The following is a 20,205-nucleotide window of genomic DNA, read 5'->3' on the forward strand; positions in this document are numbered from 1 at the left end:
TTATAAGCTGATCCACTTCAGGAACTTCCCCCAGAGCCCTTGCTTGTCCCGCGGGTCTTCATCCTTTCGTCCCGACGAGATGTAGTCGAAAATAAAATCCGAGACACCCTCTATGGTTAGCGGAAAATCGTCCTCGATGAACACCGGGATATTAAAATGCTTGAACGTCATCGTTATGAACATCGTAATATCATCGTGATCAATTTTGAAATCGCCGAGAATATCCGTATCTTTTGATATCTCGCTCCGCTCAACAAACCCAATCTCCCTGACAAAAATATCAATCACCGTCTCGATGATCTCCTTTTTAGACGGCACCGGTCGAGCTTCAGCTTCCATATCTCGCGTCATACGCACACTTGCCAATAACCACTGCGTCGATCACCCCCAGAGCAATAGCACCATACCCGGAAGCGCGTCCAACAACTCCGAATACACGAATCGTACCCAGAGTTTTCCGGGCAAGTCTCGCCGCCATGGAGCCGGAAGGCAATACCAATCTCGGGAAAAATTTGAGACCCACACTACTGACAATATTCGTGTATTTACTGGCCCTTGGATGCACCATGTGTCCAAGAAGTTTTTTATGGATCGGCATTCCAGCCACACCCGTCAAAACAGCCGAGCCTGTTAGACCATAATGATCTTTCGCACACTCCCACAGATCCACCCCGAGGGACGCTTCCGGTTCAGGCAATTCAGACGACGGGGAAAATGACAATACCTCGTAGCCAGCATGGTTTTCGGCTGGTGCAACAACAATCGCGCCGACATTACCGGGATGCCGACTCAAATCGACGAACAAGCGAGACAGATCGGGGCGAAATCCATTGATTCGTTCACGATTTATTTCGTCGATGCCCTGAATCACGGCGGAACGAAGCGACATCTGCACCTCTACTGTCAATTATCCTGACATCACCGTAACCGAAATTCCATCTCGAAAATAGCGAGATCCCATTACGCGCCGATCCAGCCCGGTGGCGAGGGGCGAATCGCTCGCGGGCCTGTCGGAATGCCCGCCGCTACCCGTTGCCGGTCTGCTCGCGGTGAGGGCTGATCGAGTACGTCTCGAACGACATCGGCCTGTCCGACTGCACGATGCCGCCCGCCACGCGACACACCGGCATTCGCCGCGGCGAGTCGATGCAAGCCGTAGTACCGTCCGCGCAGCACGGCTCGCGCCCTGCGGTTCGTCGCCGCAATCGACCAAACGGTCGAGACCCATATGCTTGACGCGTTCCACATAACGTCGGCCGGCCGACCAGGTGGCCAGCAAGAATAGGACTAGTACTAAAAACGCGCCGACATCTATCAGTCCAGATCGCCAAACATTACAATTACCTTCCATATCAGTCGCAACGTCGCCGGCTCGCACTTTAAGCACTTGATCTCAAAGCGCATGTGTCGCTCCGTTGCGGCATGGGGCCGGTGGTAGAATGACCGGCTTATTTTTCGATCTTCCCCTACGGAGAGACCAACGTGCCGTTCATTTCCAATGCCTTCGCGCAAGGTGCCGGTGGCGCCGAATCGAGCCTGATGAGCTTCCTGCCGCTCATCCTGATGTTCGCGGTGCTGTACTTCATCATGATCCGTCCGCAGATGAAGCGCCAGAAGGAACACCGCAACATGCTCGCGGCCATGGCGAAGGGCGACGAAGTCGTCACGAGCGGCGGCCTCGTCGGCAAGGTGACGAAGGTCACCGAAGGCTACATCGGCGTCGAAATCGCCGAAGGCACCGAAATCACCGTGCAGAAGGCTGCCGTCACGACCATTCTGCCGAAGGGCACGATCAAGTCGCTGTAAGGCCTTCACCGAGCGTCCGGCTCCCCGCGCCGTGCCCGCCTGAGAGAGCGGGCCGCCGCGGCGCCGGACGCGACGCTTTCACGCCAACCACCCGTTCGGCCCCCTCATGAATCGTTATCCACTCTGGAAATATGTCGTGATGGTCGTGGCGCTCGCCATCGGCCTTCTGTACACATTGCCCAACTTCTTCGGCGAAGCGCCGGCGGTGCAGGTGTCGAGCGGCAAGGCCACGGTCAAGCTCGACTCGACCACGCTGACCCAGGTCGAATCGGCGCTCGCGTCCGCGCAGATCAAGCCGGACGACATCACCTTCGAGAACACGGCGACCAGCGCGAACATCCGCGTGCGCCTGAAGGACACCGATACGCAGCTGCGCGTCAAGGACCTGCTGCAGAAGTCGCTGAACACCGACCCGAACGATCCGCAGTACGTCGTCGCGCTGAACCTGCAGAGCGCGTCGCCGCGCTGGCTGACCGCGCTGCACGCGCTGCCGATGTATCTCGGCCTCGACCTGCGCGGCGGTGTGCACTTCCTGCTCCAGGTCGACATGACGGGCGCGCTCACGAAGAAGCTCGACTCCGACGCGTCCGACGCACGTGCGCTGCTGCGCGACAAGAACATCCGCGACGGCGGCGTGAGCCGCGTCGAGCAGTCCGTGGTCGTCAACTTCAGCGATGCGCAGACGGCGGAAGATGCCCGCAAGGTGCTCGCCGCGTCGATCACCGAGCTGCAATGGGCGACGCAGCCCGGCGGCGGCGGCACGCAGGTGGTCGGCACCTTCACGCCGGCCGTGCAGAAATCCGTCGAGGACGCCGCGCTCAAGCAGAACCTGACGACGCTGCACAACCGCGTCAACGAACTCGGCGTGTCCGAGCCGATCCTGCAACAGCAGGGCAGCGACCGCATCGTCGTCGAGCTGCCTGGTGTGCAGGACACCGCGAAGGCGAAGGACATCATCGGCCGCACCGCGACGCTCGAGGCGCGTCTTGCCGATCCGATCAACACGCACCCGAACCCGAACGACCCCGTGCCGCCGGGCGAGGAGCTGTTCACGCAGGGCAACCAGGCGCCCGTGCTGCTGAAGAAGGACGTGATCTTCACCGGCGACCGCATCATCGACGCATCGGCCGGCTTCGACGAACATCAGCGTCCGTCGGTCAACATCCGCCTCGATTCGGCGGGGGGCCGCGCGGTGCGCACGGTGTCGCGCGAGAACATCGGCAAGCCGATGGCGATGGTGCTGTTCGAGAAGGGCAAGGGCGAAGTGCTGACGGTCGCGACGATCCAGTCCGAGCTCGGCGACCGCTTCCAGATCACGGGCCAGCCGACGCCGCAGGCCGCGGCCGATCTCGCGCTGCTGCTGCGCGCCGGTTCGCTCGCCGCGCCGATGGACATCATCGAGGAACGCACGATCGGCCCGAGCCTCGGCGCCGACAACATCAAGATGGGCATCCACTCGGTGATCTGGGGCTTCTGCGCGATCGCCGTGTTCATGATCGCGTACTACATGCTGTTCGGCGTGGTGTCGGTGATCGGCCTGTCGGTGAACCTGCTGCTGCTCGTCGCCGTGCTGTCGCTGATGCAGGCAACGCTGACGCTGCCCGGTATCGCGGCAATCGCGCTCGCGCTCGGCATGGCGATCGACTCGAACGTGCTGATCAACGAGCGCGTGCGTGAAGAACTGCGCGCCGGCCAGCCGCCGCAGCTCGCGATCCAGGCCGGCTACGCGCACGCGTGGGCGACGATTCTCGACTCGAACGTCACGACGCTGATCGCCGGCCTCGCGCTGCTCGCGTTCGGCTCGGGCCCGGTTCGCGCGTTCGCGATCGTGCACTGCCTCGGTATCCTGACGTCGATGTTCTCCGCGGTGTTCTTCTCGCGCGGGATCGTCAATCTCTGGTACGGCGGCCGCAAGAAGCTGAAGTCGCTCGCGATCGGCCAGGTGTGGAAGCCGGAAGGCGCGGCCGCCGCGTCGTTCACCGACGCGGACGAATCGACCGACACCGCGCGCGCCGCGAAGCTCGCCGCCCCGGCGAAGGGCAACGCGCCGCGCGCCGGCAAGCCGCAGTTGCGCAACCGCGCGCAGCAAGGCGTGTCGCCGAAGAAACCGGGCTCGACCCAATAAGGCCCCGGAGACGAAGCCATGGAATTTTTCCGCATCCGTAAAGACATTCCGTTCATGCGGCACGCGCTGGTGTTCAACGTGATCTCGCTGGTCACGTTCCTCGCCGCCGTGTTCTTCCTGTTCCACCGCGGGCTGCACCTGTCCGTCGAATTCACCGGCGGTACGGTGATCGAGGTGCAGTACCAGCAGGCCGCGGAGCTCGAACCCGTGCGCGCGACGCTCGGCAAGCTCGGCTATGCCGACGCGCAGGTGCAGAACTTCGGTACGTCGCGCAACGTGCTGATCCGCCTGCAGTTGAAGGAAGGCCTCACGTCCGCGCAGCAGAGCGACCAGGTGATGGGCGCGCTGAAGGCGCAGAGCCCGGACGTCACGCTGCAGCGCGTCGAGTTCGTCGGTCCGCAGGTCGGCCGCGAGCTCGCGACCGACGGTCTGCTCGCGCTCGCGTGCGTCGTGATCGGCATCGTGATCTACCTGTCGTTCCGCTTCGAATGGAAGTACGCGGTGGCCGGCATCATCGCCAACCTGCACGACGTCGTGATCATTCTCGGCTTCTTCGCGTACTTCCAGTGGGAGTTCTCGCTGGCGGTGCTCGCGGCGATCCTCGCGGTGCTCGGCTACTCGGTCAACGAGTCGGTCGTCATCTTCGACCGAATCCGCGAGACGTTCCGCCGCGAACGCAAGATGAGCGTGCAGGAAGTGATCAACCACGCGATCACGACCACGATGTCGCGTACGATCATCACGCACACGTCGACGGAAATGATGGTGCTGTCGATGTTCTTCTTCGGCGGCCCGACGCTGCACTACTTCGCGCTCGCGCTGACGGTCGGCATCATGTTCGGCATCTACTCGTCGGTGTTCGTCGCGGGCTCGCTCGCGATGTGGCTCGGCATCAAGCGCGAAGACCTGATCAAGGAAAAGAAGACCGCGCACGATCCGGACGATCCGAACGCGGGCGCGCAGGTTTGAGCGCTGCGCGGTTTCGGCGGATATACGAAGGCCGGTCCTGTTGGACCGGCCTTTTTTCATGTGGGCGTCGCCGCCCTCTTCTCGCGACGCGACGGCACGGGCGGCGGGCTACGGTATCGTGCCGGCATGGCTCGTGCCGTCGCGTCGCGATGGGGACATGGCCCGCTATTTCAACGGTAAGTCAGACACCGCGCCGCGTAGTTGCGCGGCGCGTCTGTTGTTGAGTTCTGCAACACAGGCCAGACGCTGCATCTCAAGTGCATTGCCTATAGCACCTCCGCCCAATGAGGAGACGCAGTTCGCGCTCACTCTGAACCGAGGTATCCGGCGCGGCTATGGACATGATTGGAAAAGTAATAGCCGCGACTAATAATACGATTTTTCTCATATTCGCCCTGTCCCGTATTGCATCGCCTTCAATGCGCAGTTGGCTTTGCCGCATAAGTGAAACCACCACCCGGCGCGCCGGATGCGAACCGGCTCGCGCCCGTCCCGTTCCCGCACGCGAAGGTCGCTCGGTCGACGAGTGCGGCGCTGCCGCCGCGTGAATTCGGCACGACCGTCGACTCGCAACTCCGGCAAGCGCTCGATGCGCTGGTAGGGCGCGCGATTGCGAAGGTCGATGCGAAACCATGGTCGATGCCGGCAAAGCCGATCTGCGAATCGGAAGGTAATCCGTCTACATGATTCCGGCTTCCAACTCAATCCGGCCCGGTCATCGAGCACGACAATATTTGCCTTTCTGGTAACGGTGAATTACTCCATTCCGGTAAATCTCTTTTCCGAAACCCTTCCAAAGATTGGTAGCCGCTCACGTTCCAGTTGTAGCCGCTTGCTCGCTCAACTTCTACGACCGAGTAACGGCATCGACTACTGCGATTCTTCAAGCGAAAGACTATTCGCTCCTGGTCGCCATCGAATTTCTTCTCCAGAATTTCGTAGGGGGACGACTTGCAGATGCTGTAGCTTGAATTCCACTCGATCGTCTTAGCGCGTACATAGAGTGCACCCGAACAGGCTCTGCCGGTTCCCGGGAAGTTGCCTGTAAAAGCGTTGTCGGCAGCGGCCAACGTACTTGACAAGGTTCCGAGGGACACACCCAGCGCCAGGACAACTAGTACGCGCATATCGCCGTTTCTCCCTTCCGGATTAGTGCAAGGGCATAGTCGAGCTTCTTGGCATACGTTGAATCGCCAACGTTATAGCTTGTTGCAATGCTCGACGTTGTAATCGTTTTCCAGCCGACGATAACCTTCCTCAGCGATGCCTTCCGAGACTTCAATGTCTGGCCGGGCCGCAATATATGCGCGGCAGGATTGAGTTTTTGAATGGTCGGTCGTACTCATCAACTGCCATCCGGATTTCGCAATCCCAGGAATCCCATCTGGTATCGCCTGCCGCGTTGTCGATGCCGTCCTGCCATTTCTCGAAGCCCGTCTTCGGTGGTGCCTGAACCGCCATATCAGTCCTTTCCGGCTAAATTGCCCGAGTGGTTTGCGAAATATCCCGCAAGACTCTACAAAGCGAAGGGCAAAATCGCCATAAGACGTGACTGAATTTTGTAAGGCTCATTTCGAGCTACAGGGCGAGCAGTCTCCGAAATATCACCAACCGAAAAAGGCGGCACATAAAAAAATCGCCCCCCTTTGGAGGGCGGCGGACACATCGCCGCGTCACCCAAGCCTCACCGGAACCCGAACCGCCGCCGCAGCACCACCAGCGCCACGAGGCTCAGCACGGCCGCGAACATCAGGTAGAAACTCGGCGCGGTCTTCATCCCGGTCGTCTTGATCAGCCATGCGATGATGAACGGCCCGAAGCCGCCGAAGATCGTCACCGCGACGTTATACGCCAGCGACATCCCGGTCGTGCGCGTCTGCACCGGAAACACCTCGGACAACAGCCCCGGCAGCGCCGCGAAATAGCCGGTCATCAGGAACGCGAGCAGCACCTGCAGCGCGATCAGCGTGCCGAAACCCGGATGCGCGACCAGATACGCGAACGCCGGATAGATCAGCACGAGAATGCCGACGGCCGGCGCGATCATCACGCGCACGCGGCCATAGCGATCCGACCAGTGGCCGACGAGCGGCGCGAACGCCATCTGGATCACGCCGACGACGAGAATCGCGGCAAATGCGGCCGACGGCGCGAGGCCGAGCTGCTTCACGCCGTAGGTCGGCATGAACAGCACGAGATAGGTCGCGACGGTGCCCAGCACGACCACGCCCATCGCCGCGACGAGCCGCGCCTTGTGCGACGCGAACGTATCGCGCAGCGGGCTCGCGGTGCTTTCGGCCGCGAGGAATTCGGGCGTCTCGTCGACCTTCGCGCGGATGTAATACGCGACCGGCCCGAGCAGCAGCCCGAAGAAGAACGGCACGCGCCAACCCCACGCAGCCATCTGGTCCGCCGTGAGCTGCGCGTTCAGCACGGTGCCGAAGCCGGCCGCGAGCAGCGTCGTGAGCCCCTGGCTCGCGACCTGCCAGCTCGCGAAGAAACCGCGCCGCCCGGGCACATGCTCGGCGAGAAACGCGGTCGCGCTGCCGAACTCGCCGCCCGCCGAGAAGCCCTGCATCAGCCGCGCGGCGACGAGGATCAGCGGCGCCGCGACGCCGATCGTCTGGTAAGTCGGCAGCACCGCGATCACGAGCGTACCGGCCATCATCAGCAGGATCGACAGCGTGAGCGCGGCCTTGCGGCCCGCGCGATCGGCGTATGCGCCGAGCACGATCGCGCCGAGCGGCCGCATGAAGAACGACACGCCGAACGTGCCGAGCGTGAGCAGCAGCGACACGGTGTCGTTGCCGGCCGGGAAGAACAGCTTCGAGATCGTCACCGCGAAAAAGCCGTAGACGACGAGATCGAACCACTCGAGCGCGTTGCCGATCGACGCGGCGACCACCGCGCGCCAGACGCGCGGCGACGAAGCCATGGAGCTGGACTGCGTGACGGCATGCATCGGCGATCTCCTTGTCGTTGTACGTTCTGTTCGATGTTCGAGGCGGCCGACGTCGCGCCGTCGGCCTGCCCGGCGCCGCATGGCCACATGCGACGTTCGGGCGATTATAGGCGCGCAAAAAAACCGCCGCGCCCCGGTAACGGGAGCGCGGCGGTTTGCCCGCGGGGGGCCGGCGCGATGGCCGGCCGCGTCGGGGAATATTACTGCTGCTTGACGGCTTCGGCCGTGATCAGCAGCTTCGTCTTCATCTTGAAGCCGTACTGCTTGCCGTAGTCGAGGCCGAAATCGTCGCGGCTGAATTCGCCGACCGCGTCGACGCCGCACACTTCACGCTTGAGCATCGGGTGCGGCATGCACTTGAACGAATCGATCTTCAGCGTGAGCGGCTTCGTGACGCCATGCAGCGTCAGGTTGCCGACCACCGACACCGGCTTGTCGCCGTCGAACTTGATCGTGCCCTTGTAGTTCGCCTGCGGGAACTTCGCCACGTCGAAGAACTCGGCCGTCTGCAGGTGCTCGTCGAGCTTCGCGCTGCCCGTGTGGATCGACGCGATGTCGGTCGTCACGTCGACCGTGCCGGTCTTCGCCGCGCGATCGAGCGTCACGGTGCCGCTCGACTTGTCGAACTTGCCGCGCCAGACCGACAGGCCGCCGAAATGGTCGGCCTCGAAGCTCGGGTACGTGTGGCTCGGGTCGAACTGGTACGTTGCGCTTTCGGCGAAGGCCGAGAACGACAGCGAAGCGGCCAGCGCGCCGGCGGCGATGATCAGATGCTTTTTCAAACTTTTTCTCCTGGAAACGGCGCCGCGCCCTCGCGCGGCATTCAGTTGAGGCGGCAACCTGCCGCTTACTTCGTGGCGACGAGATGGAACTTGATCTGCACTTCGTCCGCGACGATCGACGTGTCCTTCCACTCGCCGGTGCCGACGTTGAAGGCCGAACGCTTGATCGGCAGCACGCCGTCGAACGTCTGCGTCGCGCCGTTTTGCGCGACCGTGACAGGCACCGTGACAGTCTCGGCCTTGCCCTTGATCGTCAGCTTGCCGGTCACGTTGTACTTGTTGCCGCCGGCCGGCGCGATCGCCGACGACACGAAGGTCGCCTGCGGATAGGTCTTCGCGTCGAACCAGTCCTTGCCGGCGACCTGGTCGTTGTACATCTTGTCGCCGAGGTCGAAGCTCGCGACGTCGATCGTCATTTGCGCGCTGCCCTGCGCGGCTTTGGCCGGGTCGAACTTCACCTGCGCGGAAAACTTCTTGAACGCGCCTTCGGTCGGCACGTTCATCTGCTTCGACACGGCGGACACCTTGCTCTTCGCGAGATCGACGTCGGCATGCGCCGCGCCCGACGCGACAAGCGCCGCCGCGGCGAACGCGGTCAGCATGGAGCGGGAGAAAGACACTTTCATGGGATCCTTCATTTGGCAAAGGGAAGCATGCGCGACAGCAGGCCGTCGCGGTCCAACAACTGGTGCTTGAGCGCCGCGAGCACGTGCAGCGAAACGAGCGCAAGCAGAATGTAATTCAAAGTCACGTGCAGCGTCTTGAAGGTTTCCTTGAGCGCCGGATCGGGGTCGATCAGGCGCGGCAGCGGCACGATGCCGAGATAGACGACCGGGATGTTCGACGCCGAGCTGTACAGGTAGCCCGTCGCCGGGATCACGATCATCAGCACGTACAGCAGCATGTGCACGCCGTGCGACGCCGCGCGCTGCCACGCCGGCGTGTCGCCCGGCAGCGGCGGCGGCACGTGGGTCGCACGCCACAGCACGCGCACGACGGCCAGCGCGAACACCGTCACGCCGATCCACTTGTGCCACGAGAAGTACTTCAGCTTGGTCGGCGTGAAGCCGGGGATGTCCGTCATCACCCAGCCGAGCGCGAAGCCGCAGACGATCAGCAGTGCGATCAGCCAGTGCAGCGCGATCGCGGTATGCGCGTAGCGTGCCGGCACGGCCGGCGGGGATTTCGATGCCATCGTGGGTTCCTCAGTTCAGCGAACGGCTGCGCCGGTAAATTCGTCCGACGCATGTCAAGGGCGCCATGCTACCGCAACCTTTTGACGCGCGCGGACTCTGAGGACAGGCGCGCCAGCCGGCTGACGGCTTCCCGTCATGTTACCGATCGGTCACGCAGCACACGATCCTTGACCCATCGAAAAAGCCCTTTTGGTAAGATTGGCGCGGGTTCCGGCCCCGTCGACGCGTCCCCGAGCCGCCGCAACACCGCCTTTTCCATGCAACGATACGACCTGATTGCCTGCCACGAATGCGACGCACTGTTGCATAAACCGCGTCTTCACGGTCGCGAGATCGCGCGCTGTCCGCGCTGCGACGCGCTGCTCTATCGCAACAGCACCACGCAGATCGAGCGCATCACCGCGCTCGCGGTCGCGGCGCTCGTCACGTTCATCATCGCGCAGGCGTTCCCGATCCTGGAAATGGACCTGAACGGCACGCGCGTGCAGACGACGCTGATCGGCGCGATCGACACGCTGTGGCATCAGGACATGGCGGCCGTCGGCGTGATGGTGTTCTGCTCGACCGTGCTGTTCCCGCTCGTCGAGATGGCCGCGCTGCTTTACGTGCTGCTGCCGATCCGCCGCGGCGTCGTGCCGCCGGGCCTGAACCTCGTGCTGCGCACGATCCAGCTCGTGCGGCCGTGGGGGATGATCGAGGTGTTCATGCTCGGCATCGTGGTCACGATCGTGAAGATGGTGAGCCTCGCGCGCGTCGTGCCCGATGCGGCGCTGTTCGCGTTCGGCGCGCTCACGCTGATGACCGCCGTCGTGCTGATGTTCGACCCGCGTACGGTATGGGACATAGCCGACGACCTGCGCGCCGGCCGCGCGCCCGGGCGGCCCGACGCCGCCGCGCCGCTGCCGGACGCGCCCCGCCGATGACGAGCCCCACGCCGACCGCCGCCCGCGAGGGTTATGCCAGCTGCCACGCATGCGGGCTCGTGCAGACGATCGACCAGCCGCACGCGCATTGCGCGCGCTGCGGCAGCGCGCTTCACGTGCGCACGCCGAACAGCATCATGCGCACGTGGGCGCTGCTGCTCGCGGCCGCGATCCTGTACATTCCGGCGAACCTGCTGCCGATCATGCGCACGTCGTCGATCGTCGGCTCGCAGCAGGACACGATCATGAGCGGCGTCATCTATTTCTGGACGTCCGGCGACTGGCCGCTCGCCGTCGTCGTGTTCGTCGCCAGCATTCTGGTGCCGATGCTCAAGCTCGGCGTGCTGACGATCCTCGTGACGAGTGCGCAGCGCCGCGCCGCCTGGCGGCCGCTGCAGCGCACGCGCCTGTACCGGATCGTCGAGCGCATCGGCCGCTGGTCGATGCTCGACATCTTCGTCGTGACGCTGACCGTCGCGCTCGTCCATTTCCGTTCGCTCGCCGTCATCACGGCCGGCCCCGGCGCGCTCGCGTTCGGCTCGGTCGTGATCCTGACGATGCTCGCGTCGATGCAGTTCGATCCCCGCCTGATCTGGGATCCAGTCGAAACCTCAGGGAATCACCATGAATAATCCACAAGGCCCGCAGCAAGACGCGCCCCGGCCGCCCGATCCGGCGATCTCGACGAAAAGCGGCTGGCTGCCGTCGCTCGTCTGGCTCGTGCCGCTGATCGCCGCGCTGATCGGCATCGGCCTCGTGATCAAGTCCGTGCGCGAGCGCGGCCCGGAGATCACGATCAGCTTCCACAGCGCCGAAGGGCTCGAGCCGGGCAAGACCCAGGTCAAGTACAAGGACGTCGAGATCGGCATGGTCAAGACGATCAAGCTGTCGAAGGACCTGTCGCGCGTGCTGGTCCAGGTGCAGCTCAAGAAGGAAGCCGAGGACTTCGCCGTCAAGGGCTCGCGCTTCTGGATCGTGCGGCCGCGCGTCGGCGCGACCGGCGTGTCGGGGCTCGGCACGCTGCTGTCCGGCGCATACATCGGCGTCGACGCCGGCCACGGCCAGGACACGCTGACCGACTTCACGGGCCTCGAGACGCCGCCCGCCGTCACGGGCGACCAGAAAGGCACGCAGTACGTGCTGCGCGGCGATTCGCTCGGCTCGGTCGACATCGGCTCGCCGGTCTACTACCGCCGCGTGCAGGTCGGCCAGGTGGTCGGCTTCTCGCTCGACAAGGACGGCACGGGCGTCACGTTCAACGTGTTCGTCAATGCGCCGTACGACCAGTACATCGGGATGAACACGCGGTGGTGGCAAGCGAGCGGCGTCGACTTGCGGCTCGATTCGAGCGGCCTGAAGCTGAACACGCAGTCGCTCGCGACGGTGATCCTCGGCGGCATCGCGTTCCAGACGCCGCCGAACCAGGGCACCGGCACGACCGCGCCGAACAACACGACGTTCCGTCTCGGCTCCGACGAAGGCGACGCGATGCGCGACCCGGACGGCCAGCCGCTGCAGGTCGTGATGAACTTCAACCAGTCGCTGCGCGGGCTCGCCGTCGGCGCGCCGGTCGACTTCCGCGGCATCGTGCTCGGCGAGGTGACGAACATCGGCATCGACTTCGATCCGAAGACGAAGAACTTCCTGATGCCGGTGACGATGAATGTGTATCCGGAACGCCTCGGCCGCCGCTTCCGCGAGACGATCGAGAGCAAGGGCGAACCGGCGCGCCGCGAGATCGTCGAGCGGCTCGTCCAGCACGGGCTGCGCGGCCAGCTGCGCACCGGCAACCTGCTGACGAGCCAGCTGTACGTCGCGCTCGACTTCTTCCCGAAGGCGCCGGCCGCGAAGATCGACACGGCCCGCCAGCCGCTCGAGCTGCCGACCGTGCCGAATACGCTCGACGAGCTGCAGCTGCAGGTCGCCGACATCGCGAAGAAGCTCGACAAGGTGCCGTTCGACCAGATCGGCGCGAACCTGAACAGCGCGCTCGCGAACGCCGACAAGCTGTTCAAGCAGCTCGACACGCAGGTCGCGCCGCAAGCGCGCGACACGCTGTCGGCCGCGAAGCAGACCTTCTCGACCGCCGAGGCGACGCTGCAGCAGGATTCGCCGCTGCAGTCCGACGTGCGCGGCGCGCTGAAGGAGCTCACGCGCACGCTGCAATCGCTGAACGCGCTCGCCGATTATCTCGAGCGTCACCCCGAATCGCTGCTCAAGGGCAAGCCAGGAGATAAACAATGACGACACGCGTGAACGGTTTCGCGAGCGGCGCGGCGGCAGCACTCGCCGCACTCGCGCTCGCCGCGTGCAGCTCGCCGCCCGCGCGGTTCTACACGCTCAGCCCGGCCGACGCCGCGGCGCCGCTGCGCACCGCGCCGGCCAACCCGGCGTTCCTGATCGAGGTGCCGTCGGTCGGCGTGCCCGAGCAGGTCGCGAAGAACCAGCTGGTCGTGCAGAAGAACGCCGCGCAGGTCGACGTGCTCGAGCAGGAACGCTGGGCGTCGCCGCCCGCCGACGAGATCCGCCGCGCGCTGTCGGACGATCTCGCCGCGCAGCTCGGCACGATCGACGTCGCGAATTCCGCGTATCCGGCCGGCGTGCCCGTATACCGGATCAGCGTGAACGTGCAGCGCTTCGAGTCGTGGCCGGGCAAGCGCGCCGCGCTCGACGCCGTGTGGAGCGTGCGCTCGCTCGCCACGCAGGCCGTGATGACCTGCCGCACGAGCGTCGCGGAACCGGTCGCCGACGGCTACGACGCGCTCGTCGCCGGCCACCGGCGCGCGCTCGACGTGATTGCGACGCAGGCCGCGGCCGGCGTGCGCGCGATGGCCGCTCGCGGCGGCGCGGCGGCCGCGCCGGCTGCCGGCGGCAAGACGGCCGCCGCGCCGGTCGTGCCGTGTCCGGCCAACCCGACGTCCGGCGGCGACGCCGGCACGACGGGCAAGTCGGGCAAGTCGGGCGCATAAGCGAACGCAGGCGGCACGGGCGCGAACGTTCGACACGGCGCGGCGTTCGCGTGCGCGGTGTCGCCCGGCGCGGCGCGTCCGGTCGCACACGCCGAAAGCCGAACGCCGGCAGCATGCCGCCGCAGCCGCCCTCGCTTACCGCGCCCCACGGCCGGACGGCCATTTACATTCTTTGTCAAAGCCGGCGGAACCCGCGCCATGCCAAGCGGTCGGCTTGCGTTTTCCGGCCCGATTGACGATCCTACGCACTTTCAGGCTTGCGCCGTTCGTCGTGCGCGCCAGCCAGCGGCGCCGGGCCGCGTTCAGCCCGACCGCCGTGCCTCCCGGCGCCCGCACGCGAATCGCGTGCACCGCGGCGGGGCAGCCGCATCGCGGGTCGCCGCGCGTCGTCCGGCCACCGGCCCCGTCTCACCCGTGCTCACCGGCGCCGCGCCGTTTTCCCGGCCGGCATCCCGAACCCGCCCGTCCCGGGCTTTCGCTATTCCGTTTATGTTTCGTTCCCTGACGACCCTGATCAAGAAGTGGCGCGCGTCGCGCAATGCCGGTCACCAGCTCGATGCGCTGCTCGCGCACGCCGACGCCGACGCGTCGTACGCCGAGCGCAGCGAATGGCTGATCGAGCTCGCGCACTGGCTGCGCCGCACCGGCACGGTGCAGGACGCGCCGGTCGCGCGCGACGCCGACACGCGCGCGTATCCGGCCCATGCGCGGCTGCGCTACCTGTTCCATGTGCTCGATCGCAACCCCGCGTGGAAAGCGCACGCCGCGCGCATTCTGCGCGGCATCCTGCGCGAGTGCGACGGCATCTCGCTGCTGTGCGACGCCGGCATGCCCGTGCATTCGGGCTTCTTCGGCGCGCTGTTCGAGCGGATCGACTCGTCGCTGATCCCGCCCGCGCCGAACCGCCGCGAGCTGTCGGCGCTGTTCACGCTGATGTTCCCCGCGCCCGAGGACGCGAAATGGATCGACGCGCTGCCCGACGACCTGCTCGCGCGCCTCGCCCAACTGCTGTCGTTCGACGTCACCGACGAAGAGCGCCACGAGCCCGGCTCGTTCTCGCGCGACCTGCTGGCCGCGCTGCACAACCTGACCTGCCAGATCAGCTCGACGGGCCTGTCGCAGACGGTGCGCAGCCGGCTGTCCGACGACGACGCGCGCAAGCCGCTGGAACGCCAGCCGCTCGAATCGCAGCCGTTCTACCGCCTCACGCGCGCGATGCTCGCGGTCGAGACCGCGCATGCGGCCGTCGAGGACGGCGGCGACCCGAGCAAGCTGCTGCACGAGGTGAACTACCTGCGCGTGTTGCTCGACGAATGCCGGATCGCCGTCGACGACGTGTTCGCGCACCTGTACCGCAACGGCGTGTCGGTCGACATCGTGTTCCAGGTCGAGCGGATGCGCATGCGCATCCTGCGCGCGGAAACGCTGCTCAACGCGTGGATGGCGCGCGACGACCTGCACGGAATGGCGCACCTGACGGCGGAGCTCGTCGACGCGAACCAGAACAGCCAGAGCGTCGCGCACCTCGTGCGCAGCAACTTCTCGCTGTTCGCGCGCAAGCTCGTCGAGACCAACGCGGACACCGGCGAACACTACATCTCGCGCGGCCGCGCCGAGTACCTGAAGATGCTGCGGATGGCCGCGGGCGGCGGCCTCGTCACCGTCGCGACGGTATGCGTGAAGTTCGCGATCACGGGCGCGCACCTGCAGTCGATGCTCGAAGGGCTGCTCGCGGGCATCAACTACGCGGCCAGCTTCATGCTGATGCACTTCCTGCACTTCACGCTCGCGACCAAGCAGCCCGCGATGACCGCGCCGACGCTCGCGCGCGAGCTCGACGACACCGGCCACGACGACGGCGTGAAGGCGTTCGTCGCATCGGTGATCGCGCTGATCCGCACGCAGGCGGCCGCGATTTCCGGCAACGTGCTCGTCGTGCTGCCCGTGTGCCTGCTCGTGCAGCTGTTCGCGGCCAACGTGCTGCACACGAACGTGATTTCGCCGGAGAAGGCGCACGCGACGCTGCATTCGTTCTCGCTGCTGGGCCCGACGCCGTTCTACGCGGCGCTGACGGGCGTGCTGCTGTGGGCGTCGAGCCTGCTCGCGGGCTGGGCCGACAACTGGTTCGTGCTGCACCGGGTCGGCGACGCGCTCACGTACAACCGCCGGCTGCGCCTCACGCTCGGCGCGGCCGGCGCCGCGAAGCTCGCGCACTTCTGCCGGTCGAACGTCGCCGGCGTGGTCGCGAACGTCGGTCTCGGCCTGATGCTCGGCCTCGTCCCGGCGATCGTCACCGTGTTCATGTTCCCGTTCGAGGTGCGGCACGTGACGCTGTCGGCCGGCTCGATCGGGGTCGCGCTCGGCGTACTGGGCAAGGGTGCGCTCGGCACGCCCGAGCTGTGGTGGGCCGCCGCCGGCGTGCTCAGCATGGCGATCCTCAACGTGCTCGTGAGCTTCGCGCTCGCGTTCACGATGGCCGTGCGCTCGCGCAGCCTGCGCCCGACCAAGGTGCGCGCGCTCGTCGCGGCGATCGTCCGCACGATGCTGTCGAATCCGCTGGCGCTGTTCTGGCCGGCCGGCAATCCGAGCACGCGCGTCGGCCAGCCGGGCGCGCACTGACCGGCGGCGAGGCGGCGGCGCCCGGCCGGCCCCCGCCTCGCCGCCCCTGCCGGCGCGCGCGAACGGCGGTTGCGCCGGCGCCGCCGCGCCGAAACGCCGGCCCGGTCGCCCGCGCCGCGTACAATAGTGGACTTTTGCACGTCCTCACCCGCCTTATGTCCTCGCCCACCCTGTTCGAATTCTTCGCCCCCTGCCCGCGCGGCCTCGAAGCGGCGCTTGCCGCCGAGCTGGCCGAAATCGCCGGCCGCCACCTGAACGGCGCGCCGTTCACCGCGGGCGCGCAGGTGCCGGGCGGCGTCCATTTCAGCGGCGGCTGGGCCGCCGGCATGGCCGCCAACCTCCATTCGCGGATCGCGAGCCGGATCCTGCTGAAGATCGCGCACGGCCCGTACCGCAACGAGCAGGACGTCTACGCGCTCGCGCTCGAGCAGCCGTGGGAACGCTGGTTCGCGTCGACGCAGACGCTGCGCATCGACATCACCGCGATCAAGTCGCCGCTGAAGAGCCTCGAATTCACGACACTGCGCGTGAAGGATGCGATCTGCGACCGGATGCGCGAGAAAACCGGCTCGCGCCCGAGCATCGACACCGGTGCGCCGGACGTGCGCGTGTTCGCGTTCCTCACCGCGGGCGAATGCACGCTGTACCTCGACACGTCGGGCGAGCCGCTCTTCAAGCGCGGCTGGCGCCTCGACAAGGGCGCGGCGCCGCTGCGCGAGAACCTCGCGGCCGGCATCCTGCGGCTGACGGGCTGGAAGCCCGGTACCGCGCTGTACGACCCGATGTGCGGCAGCGGCACGTTCCTCGCGGAAGCCGCGCAGATCGCGCTCGGCGTGGCGCCGGGCGTCGAGCGCCGGTTCGGCTTCGAAAAGCTCAAGCAGTACGACATCACCGCGTGGCAGGGGCTGAAGGTCCCGGCGCTCGACGCGAAGCGCGCGGCGCGGGCCCAGCGCGGCGAAGCGCTCGGCGTGTACGGCAGCGACATCTCCGGCGACATGCTCGAGAAGGCACGCGCGAACCTCGAGCGCGCGGGCGTGCCGTCGGTGTGGCTCAAGCAGGTCGACGCGCGCGGGATGACGCCGCCGTGCGACGGGCCGGGCATCCTTCTCGCGAACCCGCCGTACGGCGAGCGGATCGAAGTGCGCGGCCGCAGCGCGCGCGGCGAGGTGCGCGAGACCGGCCGCAACCGCGGCAACGACGACGCGTTTCGCCGCACGCACACCGACGCGCCGGACAGCGAGTTCTTCAACGCGCTCGGCGATGCGCTGAAGCAGCGCTTCACGGGCTGGCAGGCGTTCCTGCTGACGTCCGACCGTTCGCTGCCCGGCCAGTTGCGGCTGCGCGAATCGGCCAAGACGCCGCTGTTCAACGGCGCGCTCGAATGCCGGCTGTTCCGCTTCGACCTGATCGCAGGCAGCGTGAAGGCGCGCCCGGCCGCGCAGGAAGGCGACGCCTGACCCTGACGCGCCGAACTCGCGCGAACGTCGCGGCGGCCGCTGCCGCCTGCTGACACTCCGATGACGCCCGGCATCCGCCGGGCGTTTTGCTTTGCGCGGCATCGATGCAAGCGTGCCGCGCCCGCTCCGCGATCCGCTCCGCCGGCCTCGTACGCGCCGCCGCCCGGGCGCACGCCGCCGATGCGGCCGGCGGGGCCTTTTGTCAGCACCGCCATCACTACTGACAGCACGCTGTCAGGAGCCCCCGCTCACACTGCAATCCCGGCGCAATGCAAGGCTGGTTTCCGTCCAGAACAACCCGAACAACAAGGAGCTCGTCATGACGTCCGCAACTGCAACCGCAACCCTGGAACGCGCGATCGCGTGGTTCGACATTCCGTCCCTCGATTTCGACCGTGCGATCCGCTTCTACGAAACCGTGCTGCAAACCACGTTGCAGCGCGAGGTCATCGGCGGCGTGCCGATGGCGATGTTCGATCACGAAGCGTCGAGCACGGGCGGCAGCATCGTGTTCGATCCGCAGCAGATGAAGCCGAGCGCGAACGGCGTGCTCGTCTACCTGAACGCCGGCGAATCGGTCGTCGCCGCGCTCGAACGCGCGAAGCGCGCGGGCGGTGTCGTGCAGGGCTCGGTCGTCGAGCTGCCGAACAACTACGGCTACGTCGGCTACCTGATCGACACGGAAGGCAACCGCGTCGGCCTGCACGCGCCGAAATGCCACTGAGCGCAGCGGTCAGCGGGCCGGCGCGGCGCTATCATCGCGAAGTCCCCGTAGCCAGAGGAATCGAGGTGCCGTCATGACCCGCCGTGCCGACCGTCTGTTCCAGATCGCCGAGCTGTTGCGCGGGCGTCGTCTCACGACCGCGCAGCAACTGGCCGACTGGCTGTCGGTGTCGCCGCGCACGGTCTATCGCGACGTGCGCGACCTGCAACTGTCAGGGGTGCCGATCGAAGGCGAAGCCGGCATCGGTTACCGGCTGAACCGCAACGCGAGCCTGCCGCCGCTCACGTTCACGGCCGAGGAGCTGGCGGCGCTCGCCACCGGCGCGCGGATGCTCGAAACCTGGGGCGGTGCGCGCTTCGCGAGCGGCGCGCGCTCGGCGCTCGCGAAGATCGCGTCGGCGATGCCGGCCGACAAGCGTACGGCGCTCGACCGGCTGCCCGTGTTCGCGCCGTCGTTCCACATCGACGAGACGTTTTGCGCGAAGGTCGACGCGATCCACCAGGCGATCGACACGCGCCACATCGTCAGCTTCGCCTATCGCGACCGGCTCGGCGCGCATTCGCAGCGCCGCGTATGGCCGCTCGGGCTCGTCTACTGGGGCGGGCGCTGGACGATCGGCGCGTGGTGCGAGCTGCGCGGCGATTTCCGCACCTTCGACATCGCGCGGATGGGCGACATCACCGTGCACGAGCAGTTTCCGGACATGGAAGGCCGGCGGATCGCCGACTACATGCGGATCGCGGAAGCGCCGATGAAGTGACGCATCGGGCCGCCGCGGGATGGAAAACGGCGCCGGGAAAATCGGCGCCGTCACTTTCGAATCTCTCTCGTTTTCATTCGAATTTCCGTACCGACCGCTTCTTGGAACGTAGCGGTCGGACGGAACCGTTCGTCGCACAATCAACGAAACCGGCGAGATTTTCCATACACGTCCCATTTTCTGAATCGTCAGCACTGCGCACAATCGAGCTTGCTTGTCGATTTTTTCACGACACGATCCGCCCATGATCCTGAGGATTTGAGGAATCGGCTCGCGCCTCTCAGTCAATTCCGCGATTGGATTAACAACATGTCGAGACCGCCATTCTCCAGTGCATGGCACGCCTTCATGAGAGTCAAAGTTTCAGTCGATGAAGTCGGGACACGGATTCCGGAAACCGCATCGATATGGGTATTGCGCTGAAAGACCCGCTGCTCGCGCTCGCAATGGCTCTCGCAATCGGCCCCGTCACGGCGGCACCCCAAGCCACGGTCGCGGCCCCCGATGCTCGCCATGCTGTCGAACGGCATTCGCAAAAAACGTTGCTGAAGAACTGGGCACTCAGCGTTTGCCTGGCCGGGATCGCGCACGATACCCGCGATCGTGACGACGCCAATGCCACCGCAAGCGCCTATCTGGAATCCGGCGATCAGCCAATCGAGGCCTGCGACGCGCTCCGCACGCTCACGCAACGGTATGTCGAACGACAATACAGCGGATCGATTCCAGCGTCGTTCAATACGATGAAGTGCATCGACCTCTTCCACAGTCGGGAACTCGACGCGCTTTCCGATCGGCTGACAAAAGCGCGCTAGCGCTGCGCGGCGGGGGCCAATACGTGCGCCCCCTGCATTGCACATGTCATGGCATGCGCACGACCGCATTCGCGCCGTCATGAACGCAGCCGGCGCGC

The 20,205-nt window shown here is 65.8% G+C and carries 19 protein-coding genes; 12 read left to right on the top strand and 7 right to left on the bottom strand.

Annotation, left to right across the window (positions count from 1 at the left end; translation table 11 throughout):
• Both QZM15_RS07675 and QZM15_RS07680 read right to left on the bottom strand, forming a co-directional pair.
• Complete coding sequence (locus QZM15_RS07675; RefSeq protein WP_124658309.1) at nt 1–339, bottom strand: hypothetical protein; 339 nt, start codon at nt 337–339, stop codon at nt 1–3.
• The gene (locus QZM15_RS07680; protein WP_302106133.1) at nt 329–889 is read right to left on the bottom strand and encodes a hypothetical protein; all 561 of its coding nucleotides are present in this window, start codon (nt 887–889) and stop codon (nt 329–331) included. The genes QZM15_RS07675 and QZM15_RS07680 overlap by 11 nt, the downstream gene beginning before the upstream one ends.
• Before the next feature lie 593 nt (nt 890–1,482).
• On the opposite strand from QZM15_RS07680, the gene yajC reads away from it, so the two are divergent.
• The 3 genes from yajC (at nt 1,483) to secF (ending at nt 4,900) form a co-directional block, all read left to right on the top strand.
• Nucleotides 1,483–1,806, top strand: a complete 324-nt coding sequence (gene yajC, locus QZM15_RS07685; RefSeq protein ID WP_006476868.1) for a preprotein translocase subunit YajC — start codon at nt 1,483–1,485, stop codon at nt 1,804–1,806.
• 106 nt (nt 1,807–1,912) lie between these two features.
• Complete coding sequence (secD, locus tag QZM15_RS07690) at nt 1,913–3,931, top strand: protein translocase subunit SecD (RefSeq protein WP_059581177.1); 2,019 nt, start codon at nt 1,913–1,915, stop codon at nt 3,929–3,931.
• An 18-nt stretch (nt 3,932–3,949) separates the two neighbouring features.
• Nucleotides 3,950–4,900: a protein translocase subunit SecF gene (gene secF / locus QZM15_RS07695; RefSeq protein WP_059581175.1), complete on the top strand. Its 951-nt coding sequence runs from the start codon at nt 3,950–3,952 to the stop codon at nt 4,898–4,900.
• A 1,199-nt stretch (nt 4,901–6,099) separates the two neighbouring features.
• Here secF and QZM15_RS07700 read toward each other — a convergent pair.
• From QZM15_RS07700 to QZM15_RS07720, 5 genes are all read right to left on the bottom strand, one after another.
• Nucleotides 6,100–6,246: a hypothetical protein gene (locus QZM15_RS07700; protein WP_302106134.1), complete on the bottom strand. Its 147-nt coding sequence runs from the start codon at nt 6,244–6,246 to the stop codon at nt 6,100–6,102.
• A 338-nt stretch (nt 6,247–6,584) separates the two neighbouring features.
• Entirely contained in the window at nt 6,585–7,862 is a 1,278-nt protein-coding gene (locus QZM15_RS07705) for an MFS transporter (RefSeq protein WP_060312674.1), read from the bottom strand.
• A gap of 200 nt (nt 7,863–8,062) precedes the next feature.
• Nucleotides 8,063–8,644, bottom strand: a complete 582-nt coding sequence (locus QZM15_RS07710; protein ID WP_034187441.1) for a YceI family protein — start codon at nt 8,642–8,644, stop codon at nt 8,063–8,065.
• Nucleotides 8,645–8,709: 65 nt separating this feature from the next.
• Nucleotides 8,710–9,270: a YceI family protein gene (locus QZM15_RS07715; protein ID WP_006482463.1), complete on the bottom strand. Its 561-nt coding sequence runs from the start codon at nt 9,268–9,270 to the stop codon at nt 8,710–8,712.
• An 8-nt stretch (nt 9,271–9,278) separates the two neighbouring features.
• Nucleotides 9,279–9,839: a cytochrome b gene (locus tag QZM15_RS07720; RefSeq protein WP_059581160.1), complete on the bottom strand. Its 561-nt coding sequence runs from the start codon at nt 9,837–9,839 to the stop codon at nt 9,279–9,281.
• Nucleotides 9,840–10,097: 258 nt separating this feature from the next.
• On the opposite strand from QZM15_RS07720, the gene QZM15_RS07725 reads away from it, so the two are divergent.
• From QZM15_RS07725 to QZM15_RS07765, 9 genes are all read left to right on the top strand, one after another.
• Nucleotides 10,098–10,763, top strand: a complete 666-nt coding sequence (locus tag QZM15_RS07725) for a paraquat-inducible protein A (RefSeq protein ID WP_059581157.1) — start codon at nt 10,098–10,100, stop codon at nt 10,761–10,763.
• On the top strand, nt 10,760–11,395 hold the full coding sequence (locus QZM15_RS07730) for a paraquat-inducible protein A (protein ID WP_006476876.1): 636 nt from the start codon (nt 10,760–10,762) through the stop codon (nt 11,393–11,395). Before QZM15_RS07725 ends, QZM15_RS07730 begins: the two co-directional genes overlap by 4 nt.
• Complete coding sequence (locus QZM15_RS07735) at nt 11,388–13,007, top strand: intermembrane transport protein PqiB (RefSeq protein ID WP_302106135.1); 1,620 nt, start codon at nt 11,388–11,390, stop codon at nt 13,005–13,007. The genes QZM15_RS07730 and QZM15_RS07735 overlap by 8 nt, the downstream gene beginning before the upstream one ends.
• Nucleotides 13,004–13,732, top strand: coding sequence for a membrane integrity-associated transporter subunit PqiC (locus QZM15_RS07740; RefSeq protein WP_302106136.1), 729 nt, complete (start codon nt 13,004–13,006; stop codon nt 13,730–13,732). Before QZM15_RS07735 ends, QZM15_RS07740 begins: the two co-directional genes overlap by 4 nt.
• A 489-nt stretch (nt 13,733–14,221) precedes the next feature.
• Complete coding sequence (locus QZM15_RS07745) at nt 14,222–16,351, top strand: site-specific recombinase (protein ID WP_060312667.1); 2,130 nt, start codon at nt 14,222–14,224, stop codon at nt 16,349–16,351.
• Between the two features lie 155 nt (nt 16,352–16,506).
• Nucleotides 16,507–17,808 carry a class I SAM-dependent RNA methyltransferase gene (locus QZM15_RS07750; RefSeq protein WP_059581144.1) on the top strand — a complete coding sequence of 434 codons (1,302 nt, stop codon included), beginning with the start codon at nt 16,507–16,509 and terminating at the stop codon, nt 17,806–17,808.
• Between the two features lie 319 nt (nt 17,809–18,127).
• Nucleotides 18,128–18,532, top strand: a complete 405-nt coding sequence (locus QZM15_RS07755; protein WP_059581142.1) for a VOC family protein — start codon at nt 18,128–18,130, stop codon at nt 18,530–18,532.
• Nucleotides 18,533–18,605: 73 nt separating this feature from the next.
• Nucleotides 18,606–19,292, top strand: coding sequence for a YafY family protein (locus QZM15_RS07760; protein ID WP_059581139.1), 687 nt, complete (start codon nt 18,606–18,608; stop codon nt 19,290–19,292).
• 407 nt (nt 19,293–19,699) lie between these two features.
• Nucleotides 19,700–20,107: a T6SS amidase immunity protein Tai4 family protein gene (locus tag QZM15_RS07765; protein ID WP_302106137.1), complete on the top strand. Its 408-nt coding sequence runs from the start codon at nt 19,700–19,702 to the stop codon at nt 20,105–20,107.
• Nucleotides 20,108–20,205: the final 98 nt, after the last annotated feature.

The organism is Burkholderia sp. AU44665, from assembly GCF_030504405.1.
GTDB classification, from domain to species: Bacteria; Pseudomonadota; Gammaproteobacteria; order Burkholderiales; family Burkholderiaceae; genus Burkholderia; species Burkholderia semiarida.

Excerpts from the sequence above, each read along its gene's own strand:
- QZM15_RS07675 (WP_124658309.1), bottom strand. The coding sequence starts at position 339 with ATGGAAGCTGAAGCTCGACCGGTGCCGTCTAAAAAGGAGATCATCGAG.
- QZM15_RS07680 (WP_302106133.1), bottom strand. The coding sequence starts at position 889 with ATGTCGCTTCGTTCCGCCGTGATTCAGGGCATCGACGAAATAAATCGT.
- secD (WP_059581177.1), top strand. The coding sequence starts at position 1,913 with ATGAATCGTTATCCACTCTGGAAATATGTCGTGATGGTCGTGGCGCTC.
- secF (WP_059581175.1), top strand. The coding sequence starts at position 3,950 with ATGGAATTTTTCCGCATCCGTAAAGACATTCCGTTCATGCGGCACGCG.
- QZM15_RS07700 (WP_302106134.1), bottom strand. The coding sequence starts at position 6,246 with ATGAGTACGACCGACCATTCAAAAACTCAATCCTGCCGCGCATATATT.
- QZM15_RS07705 (WP_060312674.1), bottom strand. The coding sequence starts at position 7,862 with ATGCATGCCGTCACGCAGTCCAGCTCCATGGCTTCGTCGCCGCGCGTC.
- QZM15_RS07715 (WP_006482463.1), bottom strand. The coding sequence starts at position 9,270 with ATGAAAGTGTCTTTCTCCCGCTCCATGCTGACCGCGTTCGCCGCGGCG.
- QZM15_RS07720 (WP_059581160.1), bottom strand. The coding sequence starts at position 9,839 with ATGGCATCGAAATCCCCGCCGGCCGTGCCGGCACGCTACGCGCATACC.
- QZM15_RS07725 (WP_059581157.1), top strand. The coding sequence starts at position 10,098 with ATGCAACGATACGACCTGATTGCCTGCCACGAATGCGACGCACTGTTG.
- QZM15_RS07730 (WP_006476876.1), top strand. The coding sequence starts at position 10,760 with ATGACGAGCCCCACGCCGACCGCCGCCCGCGAGGGTTATGCCAGCTGC.
- QZM15_RS07735 (WP_302106135.1), top strand. The coding sequence starts at position 11,388 with ATGAATAATCCACAAGGCCCGCAGCAAGACGCGCCCCGGCCGCCCGAT.
- QZM15_RS07740 (WP_302106136.1), top strand. The coding sequence starts at position 13,004 with ATGACGACACGCGTGAACGGTTTCGCGAGCGGCGCGGCGGCAGCACTC.
- QZM15_RS07745 (WP_060312667.1), top strand. The coding sequence starts at position 14,222 with ATGTTTCGTTCCCTGACGACCCTGATCAAGAAGTGGCGCGCGTCGCGC.
- QZM15_RS07750 (WP_059581144.1), top strand. The coding sequence starts at position 16,507 with ATGTCCTCGCCCACCCTGTTCGAATTCTTCGCCCCCTGCCCGCGCGGC.
- QZM15_RS07755 (WP_059581142.1), top strand. The coding sequence starts at position 18,128 with ATGACGTCCGCAACTGCAACCGCAACCCTGGAACGCGCGATCGCGTGG.
- QZM15_RS07760 (WP_059581139.1), top strand. The coding sequence starts at position 18,606 with ATGACCCGCCGTGCCGACCGTCTGTTCCAGATCGCCGAGCTGTTGCGC.
- QZM15_RS07765 (WP_302106137.1), top strand. The coding sequence starts at position 19,700 with ATGGGTATTGCGCTGAAAGACCCGCTGCTCGCGCTCGCAATGGCTCTC.